This is a genomic window from Phaeobacter cretensis, from assembly GCF_047372505.1.
GTDB lineage: Bacteria > Pseudomonadota > Alphaproteobacteria > Rhodobacterales > Rhodobacteraceae > Phaeobacter > Phaeobacter cretensis.
Genome location: NZ_JBKBEU010000001.1, coordinates 1,481,893 through 1,495,495 on the forward strand (window position 1 = coordinate 1,481,893; position 13,603 = coordinate 1,495,495).

The following is a 13,603-nucleotide window of genomic DNA, read 5'->3' on the forward strand; positions in this document are numbered from 1 at the left end:
GCAGCCGCAGACTGCACTGGTGCCCTCGTTTAGACAAGTGCTCCTAGGACCAGCGACTTCGGGATTGGCCTTCTTGCCTGTATGCATATGAACCGGACCTTCGAACATAGCGCAGCGAATGCTCATAATGTCCGCTGACAAGCCATTTCCACGGTCATTTTCGAACGTCCGCTGTGGCTGAGCCAAACACGTAATGTCACTCATCAATCGAAACCCACTTACTTGGGAGGTCGGGCCAGCATTTGTCGCAAACCGAGAGGCAGACTTATGTGACCAAAGAGGCAAATTTCGTTGTTCAACAGATTTTCGCCACGTTGATCTAAAAGAAAAAAATTCAACGGCAGAGGCAAAACTATGTGCCCCTTCTCATCTCTTATAAACGATCACATAGTTCTGCCTTTTTGGTCAGGTATATTGCCTCTGGTTGAGCGACGATCCGATGATGCGGCTTGCGCCGTATTTTCCAAAGAACCGCGGTAAAGCAGTCAACGATGACAAGCGTCGATACAAAAGGCGCAACCGCATGGAGATCATGTTTGGTCGACTGAAAGATTGGCGGCGTGTCGCAACCCGCTATGACCGCTGTCCCAAGGTCTTCTTATCTGCGATTGCTCTCGCAGCAACTGTCTTGTTCTAGTTGTGTGTCCTGAGCCTAGGCGGCGCCAGATTTGACCAAGTGCATTTTACGATCTGAGGGGCTTATTCGCCGCATCGCAAAATCAACGATGATCTACCAATAGCAGTTCGGCAGCTTTTTCACCGATCAAGATTGCCGGTGCGTTTGTGTAGCCGCTGGTGATGGATGGCATGATCGAGGCATCCGCGATGCGTAAACTGGTTATTCCATGCAGCCTAAGCCTTGCATCGACCACCGCATTCACATCTTGGCCCATCCGGCAAGTCGATGTCGGATGGTAAATGGTCTGTGACAGATTACGCGCCACTTCCAGACACTCTTCATCCGAGATTGGCGGGCTCAGAGGTACATGCTCACGCACAATAAATGGCGAAAGCGCGTTGGTTTTTGTCATGGCACGGGCAAACCGTACCGCGCGGATTGCACAGAGCTGATCGGCGGTTGCCGACAGATAGTATGGCACGATTTTAGGATATGCTTTCGGGTCAGGAGAGCCAATATGGATGTGACCGTGACTTTCCGGACGCAACTGGCACACCGCTGAGGTGAAGCCGGAAAACGGATGCATCTCGATGCCCGGTTTATCTGCCGATAATGGCTGAAAATGGAATTGAATGTCAGGAATGTCCGCGTCGTCGGTTGAACGGGCAAAAATACAGACCTGACTTGCACCCAGGCTCATCGGGCCGGACCGGTTCAATGCGTACTGAAGCGCGATCCCCATCCGTTTGAAGACGCTGTTGATCGCATCGTTTAGGGTGGGAACGTTGACTTCATAGACCAGTCGAGTTTGCAGGTGGTCTTGCAAGGCTTCGCCGACGCCCGGCAGTTCGTGGCACAGCGCGATGCCAGCATTTTGCAGCACATCACCGCGCCCAATGCCTGAAAGCTCAAGGATTTGAGGTGAGCCGATGGCGCCTGCTGAAAGGATGACTTCGCCGCCGTCGCGCAGACGGACCTGTCGGTCGTGACCCTTTTGCGCAAAGGCGACACAAATCACACGTTTCGGGTCATCATTGGCAAAGATCAACCGTTGTACCAGCGCATTGGTCTCAATCGTCAAATTAGAACGTTTGCCGCGTATCGGTGTGATAAATGCCCTTGCCGAGGAACAGCGCAGGCCTTTGCGGGCGGTCTGATGAAAATAGCCCGCGCCTTCCTGCTTGGCACCGTTGTAATCGTCATTGCGTGGAACGCCCATTTCAACAGCCGCATCAATGAATGCCTCTGAAATTGGGCTTTTGGCGCGGATGGTTGAGACCGCCAAGCCGCCACGACCGCCGTGATGTTCGCTTTCACCGGCCTCATGTGCTTCTGAGCGTTTGAAAAGGGGGAGCACATCGTCCCAGGACCATCCCGGGTTTCCGGCCTGCGCCCAGTCGTCATAATCGCGTGGATTGCCACGCACATACAGCAACCCATTGATAGAGCTTGATCCGCCCATGCCTTTTCCGCGCGGCCAGTCGAGGCTGCGACCATTCAAACCCGGATCGGGTTCGGCTTTGTAGCACCAATCCGTTTTCGGATTGTGCAGCGTCTTGAAATAGCCAACCGGCACGTGAATCCACGGGTTAGTGTCCCGCCCGCCTGCCTCGATCAGCAGTACGCGGCTCTTAGGGTTCGCCGACAGACGATTGGCCAGTACACATCCAGCTGATCCGGCCCGAGCACTATAAAAGCATAGCTTTGAGCCATTATTCGGAATCAGGTTGTGCAGGTGCGACATAGGGAAGGCGCGCGCGGGCTTTGGTGTCGGCGGCCCCTGCGTTGCGGATATAGCGTTGGTCATCGTCCAGCCTGACCTTGTTGACATAGGTTGGCGCGCCACCAGTCACACGGTGGATTGCCAGACGGCGTTCCTGACTAGCGCGGATTTCGGTGCGCAGCGCGTCAGGGTCCCAGCCATCAAACAAAATCTCGGTCAATTCTGCTTCGATAGCTGCATGTTCGGGTCGCGCTGCAAGGTTGTCCAACTCGTTCGGATCCGCTGTGACATCATAAAGCAGGGTGTCATGTCCTTCGAGCCACATGAGCTTCCATTGGCCCTTTTTTACCATCCGGCTTGGCCCGGTCGAACCATCGGCGGCGAATTCGGAGATTGCCATATCGGCCATATCCGACGTGTCACCATTGAGCGCAGGAAGAAGCGAAGTGCCATCACAGGGCGCGACGTATCCGGTGAATTCCTCGTTAGATGCCAGATCAAGCAATGTCGGCATAAGATCGATGAGTGAGATGTTCTGTTCAACCCGTGATGGCTTGAACCGATCCGGTGCTACCACAATGAAAGGCACATGTGCGGCCCATTCGAAGAAGTGCTGCTTGAACCACATGCCACGTTCGCCCATCATCTCGCCGTGGTCCGAGGTGAAGATAACAATGGTATTGTCCGCCAGCCCGGTCTGGTTGAGGACCTCCATGATCTCACCGACCTTGTCGTCGATATAGGAGATCATGCCGTAGTATCCATGACGGGCCATGCGGCGGCGCTCATCGGTGACGGTGAATTTGTCCCGCGCCTGACAGTAATGCAGGTTGCGGCTCAGATGATCCATCTCGTCCAATTCCAGCGGCGGAACGCTGGGGGCTTCTATATCATCGTGATCGTAGCGATCCCAGTATTCTTGCCCAATCACAAAGGGCGAATGGGGGCTGGTGAATGAAATGGTCAGCTGAAATGGTTTGTCATCCGCCTTGCGCGCCAGATCGTAAAGCGCTTGTTTTCCATTATAAGCGACCTCATCGTCATAATCCATTTGCATGGTACGCACGGCCGGGCCGCTCTCAATGATCGGGGCCATGGTGAGGTTTGTGGGTCTATATTCGCGCCCCTTTGACCAATCTACCGTCCATGCGAAATTCGCGGGGTAAATTTCGGTCGTGTGGCGTTTTTCGTAGCCGTGCAATTGGTCCGGACCAACAAAATGCATTTTACCGGACAGTTCGCTGCGATAGCCCATATCGCGCAGGTAGTGGCAGAAGGTGGGCTGATCCGCATGAAATTCGCTGGCGTTATCGTACATGCCCATGGAAAACGGCAGGCGTCCGGTATGCATCGATGCACGCGATGGGCCGCACATTGGCAAATTACAATAACAATTTTCAAAAACCACACCCGCCTCAGCCAGCGCTGAGATGTTGGGATCCTTCACCGTCTGGTTGCCATGGGCAGACAGCGCGTTCGCTGCCAACTGGTCGACCTGAATGAGAAGAATATTTGGGGCTGTCATCGTGGTTTTCCTATTTCAAAAAGCGCCCGACCAGCGAGCCGGTCGGGATGGTTTCACGTCAGGGCGGACTAGCGGACTACCATGCCAAGCTTGTCAGCAACCACGCGGAACGTGTTGAACTGCTGCTCAACAAATGCGCGCGTCTCTTCTGGTGACATCACGGTTGGAATGGAACCCAATTCAGCTGTCGCTGCATTCCAGCTTTCGTCATTCTTAAGGCTTTCCAAAGTAGCGACCCACGTATCAACCGCCTCTTGATCCATGCCACCTGGCCCCCACACACCTGACCAACCGACAACGGTGTTCAGGTTGGGATGACCCACTTCAGTCGCGGTCGGTGTCTCCGGAATCCGATCAACACGTTCGGGCGTTGTGACCACCAGCGCACGCAGCTGGCCGCTTTCTATACCGCCAATCAAGCCCGAAAGGTTATGAAAGATAAAGTCTGCGTTGCCGCTGATAACGGCTGCGGTTGCATTGCCGCCGCCTTTGAAGGGCACGTGGATATGCGCATCACTACTGACACCCAGATCGTCGATCACGATCAGTGAGGCCATATGCAAAAGCGTTCCGACACCGGCGGAAGAATAGGTCAGCTTTTCGTCGCCCTTCAGCGCAGCGGCCAGGTCTTCGAATGTCTGATAAGGCGAATCCGCAGCAACCGCGATGGCAAACGGATTCAACTCGACAATCCCCAGCATGGTAAACTCATCCCATGTATAAGGGATGGTTTCGTTCATCGCGGGCACCGTCGCTTGTGAGCCAACACGGCTCATCAAAACCTGATGGCCATCTTTCGGGCCTTTGGCGACCATGGTCGATCCGGTGACGCCGGCGGCACCGGTCTGGTTCACGACCAGAACGGCCTCACCCAAATATTCCGTGGCTTCATTCCCAATGATCCGCGCTGCCAGATCGGCAGCCCCCCCTGGGCCATACGGCACCACGACCGTGATCGGCTTGGTGGGATATTCCGCAAATACGGTACCTGCCGCCCCCACGATCGTGAATCCCGCAGCAATCGCTGCATTTATAAGCATTTTCATAATGTTACCTCTCTACCTTCCCTGTTGACAGTTCGTTTTATTGTTGATTCTGACATCAAGTTAGTTTAATTGCTTACATCAAGTAAACAAATATGTTGGATTTCACATGAGCGCTCATCGACTGGAGCAGGATCAAGGCACCCGCAATCGCAACCGGGTCATTGCCGAGATTTTGCGCAGGCCCGGCCTGTCACGGACGGACATTGGCAATGCTGTCGGGCTCAATGTGGCAAGCGTTTCGCGCATTACACGAGACTTGATTGATGCGAATTTAATCCGGGAATCTGATGCATTCGGACCCAAAGGAAGACCGGGTCGGCGTTTCGTCGGGCTGAAACCCAATGGCGACGGCGGATACATTATTGGCATCGGCCTGAACGCGTTTCGGCAGTCGGTTACTCTGGCGGATCTTGAAAATCGCAAAATTGCAGAGTGGGTGTCCAGCGACACGCCCGATAAAGATGGAGAGGCGTTTATGCGCCTGTGTTTGGCGCAAGCGGCAGAAATGCTGGGCGATCATGTTACCGACCGCAGTCGGTTCTTTGGGGTCGGTATTGCTGTCGCTGCGGAGTTGAGCCGGGATCGCAGCCAAATCTTGCGCGCCCCTGTTTTCGGATGGGACAAGCCAATCGCGATCGCTGAGATCGTCCGAGAGGTTCTTGAGGCACCCTTGGTGCTTGATACACCGACATCGGCAATCAACAAGGCCGAAGCAGAACAAGGGCTTGGAATCGGCTTTGCGAACCTGACAACCCTATATTGTTCATTGGGTTTCGGTATCGGCATTCGCCAACAGGGCGACGACAATGGCGCCGGGCAGGAATTCGGCAGAGTACTGACGGAAAGCAAAGCGCCAGACGGCAGTGGACGGACACTGTCCCAAGCCTGCGGCGGGCTATCATTGCTTGAGGTGACACGCGGCAGTGTCGCGCTCTCGGGCCAACCTGATGCGACACTTAGCGCAATGTTGGTCGAAGATGTGGTCCGCGCTGTAAACGACGCACAAATTCAAGCGCTGCTCAGAGAACGCGGCAAACGCACGGCAGAATACTTTGCGCTTGTTCTAGAGGTAGGTCAGCCAGAACGGGTGTTGCTGGCGGGGGCGCTGGCCAAGTCACCTGACTTTGTTTCGGGCTTTCAACAGGCGCTAAAGACCTGCCTTGGGCATCCCGATCGCAGACCAGATGTCCGTTGTTCCGATATGACACCAACAGGCGCAAGCCGCTGGCTTTCCCTGCGCGACAACGTAGCGATGGGAAATCTGGATCTTGCATCCCTAAAACAGGAGACCACTGCATGAATTCCGAGCGCCACCGAGACATCATCACGGCATTGATTTTTCTTTTACTCGGGATCGGGGCAATTCTGTTCATCATTCCAAGTGGTGTCAAAGTGCCAAGCACCGTGAAGATTGCAACCTTGTCTCCTGATTTTTGGCCCCGGATCATCGCATCCGGGACTATTGCAGCCTCGCTTTTTTTGTTGATCGAGACAGCGCTTATGCCGCAACCGCAAGTCGATGAGGATGAAGCGGAAGAAATCGCAAAATACCAGTTTGCGAACTTGCCCGCCACGCTTCGTATTTTTGTTTTGGTAGCCGCACTTTTTGCGTTTTACGCAAGCCTCACGACCATGGGCGTCGTTGCGGCGTCGATGATACTGATCTTTGCGATGATGTTGTTTTTTGGAGAACGTAAACTGTGGTTGGCAGCCCTTCTCAGTGTTGCGGTACCGGCACTGCTATATCTGTTTTTCAGATATGTGGCCTCTGTCCCCATCCCCCTTGGCATATTCGAAAATTGAGGAGTTGAGTCATGGACGTCATTCTTGAGGCATTATCCGTCTTTCTGTCTTGGCAAAACATTCTTGTTGTTGGCATCGGTGTTGCGATCGGTACGATCATCGGGGCAATTCCGGGCATGACCACGCCGATGGGTGTGGCACTGGCCCTTCCATTCACGTTTTCCATGCCGCCGGTGGCAGGTATTCTACTGCTTTTGGGTGTCTACAAGGGCGGGCTATATGGCGGGTCCATCTCTGCGATCTTGATAAAAACGCCGGGCACACCCGCCGCTGCCTGCACTGTGCTGGATGGTTATCCGCTTAGCCAAAAAGGCGAAGCACGCAAGGCACTCGACATCGCACTTTACGCCTCATGTACTGCCGATCTGATTTCGAACCTGTCGCTCATCCTCTTTGCAGGAGTCCTGGCCAGCTTCGCGCTCAGCTTTGGTCCGCCAGAGTTCTTTACCCTGATTGTCTTTTCGCTGACCGTTATCGCAGGCGTCTCTGGCCCGAGCCTCGCCAAAGGCATCCTGTCAGCGTGTCTGGGGTTGATCCTAGCCACCATCGGCCTGGATCTGGTTTACGGCACCGAAAGGTTCATCTTTGGTGACTACCGCCTGATGGCCGGCCTGAATTTCATTCCCGTTCTGATCGGGCTTTTTGCCCTTCCAGAAATCATCAACCGGGCGGCCCACCGTGCACGCCCCGGCGGGCTGCGGGCCCAGAATCTGGGCGTCGGCGCGACGTTGGCAGATTATCTAAGCGTGCTGAAATCCACGGTCCGCGGCAGCATCTTTGGCGTGATATTGGGCGCAATCCCCGGCATTGGCGGGGCACCGGCTGCATTCCTGTCCTATTCAGAGGCGCGACGAACGTCGAAGAAGCCTGAAGAATTTGGCAAGGGTTCAATTGAGGGCTTGGCGGCGGCCGAAGCCGGGAACAACGGTGTCGCCGGCGCCACCATGATTCCACTGCTTGCACTCGGTATTCCAGGCGATGTCATCACAGCCGTTATCCTTGGAGCCTTCATGATCCACGGGCTTCGTCCCGGTCCGATCCTTTTTGATCAGAACCTGCCGATGATATATGCGCTGTTTATGGGTATATTGCTCAGCTCGGCCTATCTGCTGATCGTTGGCAAAGTCGCGATCCGCTTCTTTAGCCGGGTTGCCACGGTGCCGAACCGCATCCTCTATCCGATTGTCTTCGTGCTGTGTGTTTACGGCGCATATGCGGTCAACAACAACCTATTTGACGTTCTGGTCATGCTGGTGATGGGGCTGGTGGGTTATGGCATGTTGCGGCTGAATATTCCGGTCGCACCCTTCCTGATTGCCTATGTGCTGGGCCCCCTGTTGGAGGACAATTTCCGCCAATCCTTGCTGATAGCTGATGGGGACAACACCATCTTCTTCCGCAACACTATCTGCATCATCTTTTGGGGTCTGACCTGCCTCTCCCTATTTGTGCTCGTGCGCAACCGCATTCAGGCGGCACGCACCGGCAAAGCATCCGTGCTAACGACAGGAGGATAACGATGTCGCGAAACCGGAACGATTTGGGCGAGCAACTGTTCGCTTTTGCGGTCATATCGGACACCCATGTGAACCCAGATGAAGACATCTGTAACTCACCCTTTCCGGTGAATGCCCGTGCCAACAGGCGATTTCGCCATGTGATTGCCGACCTGAACCGCCGCGACATCGACTTTGTTGTCCATCTGGGCGATTTGCTCCATCCCGTGCCAGAGACCGGTGATCTCTATGCCGCTGCCGCAAACACCTATCGCGCGATTGAGGCCGATCTGCGCGTGCCCATCACGCATGTGCCGGGCAACCATGACATTGGCGACACAGCTGTCAAAGGCGCGCCGGCCAGCCCTTCAACTGAAGCAACGATTGAGGCGTGGACAAAGGAATTTGGCGCGCAATACCAAGCGTTTTCGCATGGGGACGTGCGGTTCATTCTTCTCAATGCGCAGCTGATCAATTCGGGCTTGCCAGACGAGGCCCGTCAAGCCCAATGGTTCGAGGCAGAGTTAGCAGCCACCGACACCCGCGTCATGGTGATGCTGCACCACCCGCTCTATTTGTGTTTCCCCGAGGAGCCAGACCATTACGACAACACCGACCAGCCGGGGCGGGACTGGATTCTTGGTCTGATTGAACGCCACGGTGTTGAGGCGATGTTCGCCGGTCATGCGCATAATTTTTGGTATGATCGGATTGGCGAGACCGACTATTATCTTGCGCCCTCAACCTGTTTTGTCCGGCAGGATTACTCTGAGATGCTGCGCGTAACGCCACCGGATGGCAGCGAGTTTGGCCGCGATGACAAAGCTAAGCTGGGCTATTTCATTGTGAGCGTTTTTGAGAAAGGACATACTGTACGCTTCGTCAGAACCTATGGCACCGAACAAGCTGCGGGTGATAATACCGCTCCGCTGCGCAATCTCGCGCCAACACCTGCCGAAAACGCGGCCCCTCTAATCGGGTTCGACCTGCGTCAGAACTGGGCCGAGATTTCCGAAGTGCCACCTTCGGGCGGGCTTGATGAATTTGACCGCAAACATGTGCGTAACGACTATCCTTTGCTTGCATTGATCGAGATGGGAGTGCGCGACATCCGCATCCCTTTGGCTGACCTACGCGATCCGATGCGCAGACAACGACTTTGCGCCCTCAATCATCTCGGGTTCAGACCCACGATCTTTGGATTTGGCATTCCCTCTGACGCGGATCTGGCCCTGATCGGTAGCAATCGTGAATACTTGCGCGACTGGGAAATGACGATTGACTGGGCTTCGCTCAATGAATTGCAAAGTGACTTCAGCAAACTACAAGACCTCGCCGGACTGCCAATCTATCTGTCGCGCATGCGCTCAAAAAAGGACCTGCCAGCGGGTGCATTGTACTTCCACGTGATCAACCATGGTTTCACGCAGACCGACACGCAGCAGCTTGATGAATTGGCAGCGATGAACTTACCCGGCGTGAGCGGCGCGGTCTTTCGGTTGGGCAGTCAGATGCCCGTCGTTGAAACTATCAGTGGCGTTGACATGATGATGTCTGAAAGGGGTCTACGTGCCTCGATTCACATGCGCGTTTCTGGCGATAATCCCGCCGAACCGCATCGTGATCACACCGAAACCTGCGCCCGTTTCAAAGCGGCTCTCGAAATCGGGCCAAGCCTAAAAACAACTCGGCTTTTCTGCGATACGTTGGTCGACAATGACAGGGGCTATTTCCCGCGCATGGGCGCAATCGATAGGGCTGGTAATCCAAACAGGCTGTTTGAGGTGATCCGAGCCGCGCATCTGATAACGTAGTATTTGGGCTGGCCGAGGTCATGCGTGAGATTTCAGAAATCGCCGCCTGCGCCGCTGTTGTTCGACGCAGGCGGCGCCATCGCGTCGTCAGTATCGGAAATCCGCCGATCCCCCTGAGCATATCGACCATTCTTTACGGCACTTGCCAGGATGTGATCTTGACGGCACCCCCTATCGTCCGGAGTAATCAGCGACAGACGCTTGCCGGTGTTTCGCCTCTGTTTATCCTTCAAATTCTTTAGAGATCGGCTGGCGATCTGCAGGGATCAGCTTAAGCGAACGACTGGTTTGGCGAAAGTAGCAGTAATGCTGAAAGGGCGTTGCCACAAATGCCGAGGCATTTTTGCGTGAGCACTAGCCGCGCCAGCAAAGGGCGGCTCTGTCCCGCTGCCCAAACATTTCCACGGTCATTTTTGAACGTCCGCTGTGGCTAAGCCAAACAGGAAACCTCATTAACAATCGAAACCTGTTTACCGGGGAGCTCGAGCCAGTAATTGTCGCAAATCGAGATGCAGACTTATGTGACCAAAGAGACAAGTTCCGTTCTTCAACAAATTTACACCACTTTGAATTTAAATAATAAATTTCAACTCTGGAGGTGAAACTATGCACTCTTTCTCATCTCTTCATAAATGTCCCGGCGTTTTTCTCCCTCTGGGCAAAACCTTGTCGCCAACCGACAGATATTTTGATTTTCCCAGCAATATCCCTGTGAATCGGACCTTTGTGCAGCTCGCGGCAAATGGTACGGAAGCGCCCAAAATACTGGATGCTGCAGTGCTTTCGAATGTCTGGATCAGCAAAGTCGCTCCGCACATTCGTTTCCACATGCGCAGTATGATGCGCAAACCCGTGTCAAGGTTCGTCCACGGCGAAGCGGTCGGACAGGTAGGCCAGAATCTGGCTCAGCTCGGCTTGGTCAGCGGTCAAACCGTTTCCGATCATCCGAGTGACGAGTGTCACTGCGTCGTCATGGCTTTGTAGCCCGGCATTCTCAACCAAAAGCGGCGAGTGGCATTGTGAACATTTAGTCTCGAACAGGGTTTCCGCCGCATCGGTGGAATAATCGACTGGCCTGGCCAAATCGGATAGCCTGATCGCCTCCCGGGATTCAGTCGCTTCGGCGGATTGGGTGAGCCTGTCGCCGACCCCTTTGCGCAAGGTCGGTGTAATGGCGATAAGATAAGCCGTAACGCTCCATTGTTCACTTTCGGTGATTGGTCTGAGGGTTGACGCTCGATTGGCCATCCGCATGACGGTCTTGTGCCATGCTTCTGGCGTGCGGGGCGTTATCAAAATGGTCCGGAGGTCATGGCATTGCGTGCATTTGTATGTCAGCACGTCACGCCCTTCCGCAAGCCCCGCCGATGAAGCCAGGACTTCCAATCCTGCCGTGTCCTCAAAGCCGATTAAAGGCAGGAATTTTTCAACCCTTGCGATCCGCTCTTCCGAGAAGTTCTGACCTTCTTGAGCCGTGGCGCGAAGATAGGCCTCGCGCGCAGCAAAAGGCAGCGCCAAACCGGTCAAAAGCAATGTGCAAATCAGCAATGCCGTTCCGAGCAGGGGCGCGAGTGTTGATTCCAGGTGCTTAAAGAACCGAACTATCGAGATCTTGATGATCAGGATCGCACCAACAGCAATTCCCATCGTCAAATGGATTACCGTGCGCGCGGGCAGCTCAACCTGGTAAGTCCAAAGGCGAGGCACCATCTCCCACATCAAAACGATGTAGATCGCAATAAAAACGTAACCAAACGCCCGATGTACAGTCATCAAAGATCGCGGCGCCGAACTGCGGTGCTTTTGTTTGTCAAAGGGGAAGCCCCACAGGTAATACATCAAAAACGTCAAAAAGAGCGCTACCAGAAGAAAGGCTCCTCCGAGGACTGCATTGGTAGACGTACCCATTTGATTTCCAATTCTCTCCCGAATTCGTCACGTCAGCGCGCAAATCAAACGTCGTCATGCATCCTGATGCGTAAGACCCTGTGGAAGAATTCGTACTGTGTGATTTACCAACCGTGTCTGCTGTTTTGGCGAAGTACATGGACGCACTCGGCCTTAGGCAAACACTCGCTCAGCACTCAATTCGACGGTGCTGTGGCTGAATATGACTTAGATATCGTTGTCCTTTGGCAAAAGGAAACGTTCATTCAGCCACGGATTGATCGCCAAAGCTTGACGCAGCGCGTCGTAGCCAATCTCGGTACGCCCCATGCTAAGCAAGACTGTTGCACGACCTGCAAGGGCACCAAAATGCCGTGGTTCAAGCTCTAGTGTTTTTGCAATGTCCTCAAGTGAATCGTCGTAGTCTTGACGCAAGAAGTAAACATAGGCGCGTTGGTTCCATCCTTCGGCATAGAGTGGACAGTATTCGATCAGGTGGGTGAAGTACTCTGCCGCCTTGCTATAGTCAGCAACTCTGATCCGTTCACGCCCTGCGTCCATCAACTCCTGCGACTGGTCATCAGGGGCCGTGATCCAAATTTCCCAAAGCTGATTAGTAATGGCCCGGCCCTGCATCTCGTTCGAGGCTGTTCGCAGTTCGGAATAGAGACGGTTCTGCTCAAATTGATCCGCTTGAACATCTGAGCAACTGAAGGCCTGCGATGGCGTCAAGAGCACGAAGATGAGCGTGCCAAGAAGGTTCGGTTTCATTGCAGGTCTCCAGTCGTTCCAGGGTCACAAAATCTCGATTGAGCCCTGCATGTGCGGATGGAAGGCGCAGAAGTATGAAGTTTCCATATCTTCAGTGACGGTAACTTCGCCAATTTCGCCTTTGACGATTTCCTCTGTGTCCCAACCAAATTCGTCGGCAGTGGCCGTGTGCGGGGCGACGTCGTGGTTGGTCCAGCGGATTGTGTCACCTACGTGAACTTGCAGCTGTGCGGGCTCGAAAGTGAAGGACTTGATGGCGACATCATGCACGACAGGTCCAGCGGCGCGAAGCGACGTGGTGGTCAGGACGACTGCTGATGCAGCCGCCCCACCGATCACGTTTCGGCGTGAAAGGTTTGGTCCCATTAGTTCAGCGCCTCAACCATAATTTCGGCGTGTCCTTCGTGCACCTTGAAGATTTCAAGACCTTGCTCGAACAGTGCCTTCACCTCGGCATTGTCGATGTTGGGGATCATTGTGTTTTCAACAAGATCATTCACTGCCTGGTGATAGGCCAGCTCGTTGGTCGCATAAGCAGCATCAAATTCCGCGCCACGTAGTTTGACGAAGCCGTCGATGATTTCTTCGGCATTTGCGTTCAGCGTTTGGCTGAATGCATTGTCCTGCGCGCTTGCACCCAATTTGTCCAGCAAGCCCAAAGCCGCTTCATTCACCGCCGTATGGTCGCGGATCATCGTATTGGCGAACTCGTGAATGTTGGGGTTGGTAGACAGTGCCAGTGCCAGATAGGCATACCGAATGTCGATGTTATCGGCAGTATAAGCGATGTGCGCATATTCAAGATCGCTCATATCAGCAACATCCTGGGCGATTGCCTGTGTGCTGGTCATGGCCAGCGCCAAGGCAAGAGTGGAAATCAGTTTCTTCATCTCGGGAACTCCAAAGTGTGTTTCGATGC

General features: G+C 54.2%; 11 protein-coding genes and 1 pseudogene. 5 read left to right on the forward strand and 7 right to left on the reverse strand.

Features of this window, described 5'->3' with window-relative positions:
* Nucleotides 1-466 precede the first annotated feature (466 nt).
* Nucleotides 467-637, forward strand: a pseudogene (locus tag ACEWZM_RS07075) (transposase); the annotation flags it as partial.
* An 82-nt stretch (nucleotides 638-719) separates the two neighbouring features.
* On the opposite strand, the gene ACEWZM_RS07080 reads toward ACEWZM_RS07075, so the two are convergent.
* The 3 genes from ACEWZM_RS07080 to ACEWZM_RS07090 form a co-directional block, all read right to left on the reverse strand.
* Nucleotides 720-2,426 carry a GMC family oxidoreductase gene (locus ACEWZM_RS07080; protein WP_414005768.1) on the reverse strand — a complete coding sequence of 569 codons (1,707 nt, stop codon included), beginning with the start codon at nucleotides 2,424-2,426 and terminating at the stop codon, nucleotides 720-722.
* Entirely contained in the window at nucleotides 2,332-3,867 is a 1,536-nt protein-coding gene (betC, locus tag ACEWZM_RS07085) for a choline-sulfatase (RefSeq protein ID WP_414005769.1), read from the reverse strand. The genes ACEWZM_RS07080 and betC overlap by 95 nt, the downstream gene beginning before the upstream one ends.
* Nucleotides 3,868-3,935: 68 nt before the next feature.
* Nucleotides 3,936-4,913, reverse strand: coding sequence for a Bug family tripartite tricarboxylate transporter substrate binding protein (locus tag ACEWZM_RS07090; protein ID WP_414005770.1), 978 nt, complete (start codon nucleotides 4,911-4,913; stop codon nucleotides 3,936-3,938).
* 106 nt (nucleotides 4,914-5,019) lie between these two features.
* On the opposite strand from ACEWZM_RS07090, the gene ACEWZM_RS07095 reads away from it, so the two are divergent.
* The 4 genes from ACEWZM_RS07095 to ACEWZM_RS07110 are packed head-to-tail and all read left to right on the forward strand — an operon-like array spanning nucleotide 5,020 to nucleotide 10,026.
* Nucleotides 5,020-6,213, forward strand: a complete 1,194-nt coding sequence (locus ACEWZM_RS07095) for an ROK family protein (RefSeq protein ID WP_414005771.1) — start codon at nucleotides 5,020-5,022, stop codon at nucleotides 6,211-6,213.
* Nucleotides 6,210-6,716 (forward strand): tripartite tricarboxylate transporter TctB family protein, encoded by a 507-nt coding sequence (locus tag ACEWZM_RS07100; RefSeq protein WP_414005772.1) that lies wholly within the window; start codon nucleotides 6,210-6,212, stop codon nucleotides 6,714-6,716. The genes ACEWZM_RS07095 and ACEWZM_RS07100 overlap by 4 nt, the downstream gene beginning before the upstream one ends.
* 11 nt (nucleotides 6,717-6,727) lie before the next feature.
* Nucleotides 6,728-8,233, forward strand: a complete 1,506-nt coding sequence (locus ACEWZM_RS07105; protein ID WP_414005773.1) for a tripartite tricarboxylate transporter permease — start codon at nucleotides 6,728-6,730, stop codon at nucleotides 8,231-8,233.
* A gap of 2 nt (nucleotides 8,234-8,235) precedes the next feature.
* The gene (locus tag ACEWZM_RS07110) at nucleotides 8,236-10,026 is read left to right on the forward strand and encodes a metallophosphoesterase family protein (RefSeq protein WP_414005774.1); all 1,791 of its coding nucleotides are present in this window, start codon (nucleotides 8,236-8,238) and stop codon (nucleotides 10,024-10,026) included.
* An 855-nt stretch (nucleotides 10,027-10,881) separates the two neighbouring features.
* On the opposite strand, the gene ACEWZM_RS07115 is transcribed toward ACEWZM_RS07110, so the two are convergent.
* The 4 genes from ACEWZM_RS07115 to ACEWZM_RS07130 all read right to left on the reverse strand — a co-directional run bounded on the left by ACEWZM_RS07115 (nucleotide 10,882) and on the right by ACEWZM_RS07130 (nucleotide 13,574).
* Nucleotides 10,882-11,934, reverse strand: coding sequence for a hypothetical protein (locus tag ACEWZM_RS07115; protein ID WP_414005775.1), 1,053 nt, complete (start codon nucleotides 11,932-11,934; stop codon nucleotides 10,882-10,884).
* A gap of 207 nt (nucleotides 11,935-12,141) precedes the next feature.
* Entirely contained in the window at nucleotides 12,142-12,684 is a 543-nt protein-coding gene (locus ACEWZM_RS07120; protein WP_414005776.1) for a tetratricopeptide repeat protein, read from the reverse strand.
* Nucleotides 12,685-12,708: 24 nt separating this feature from the next.
* Nucleotides 12,709-13,050: a plastocyanin/azurin family copper-binding protein gene (locus tag ACEWZM_RS07125; RefSeq protein ID WP_414005777.1), complete on the reverse strand. Its 342-nt coding sequence runs from the start codon at nucleotides 13,048-13,050 to the stop codon at nucleotides 12,709-12,711.
* The gene (locus tag ACEWZM_RS07130; protein ID WP_414005778.1) at nucleotides 13,050-13,574 is read right to left on the reverse strand and encodes a DUF4142 domain-containing protein; all 525 of its coding nucleotides are present in this window, start codon (nucleotides 13,572-13,574) and stop codon (nucleotides 13,050-13,052) included. Before ACEWZM_RS07130 ends, ACEWZM_RS07125 begins: the two co-directional genes overlap by 1 nt.
* Nucleotides 13,575-13,603 lie beyond the last annotated feature (29 nt).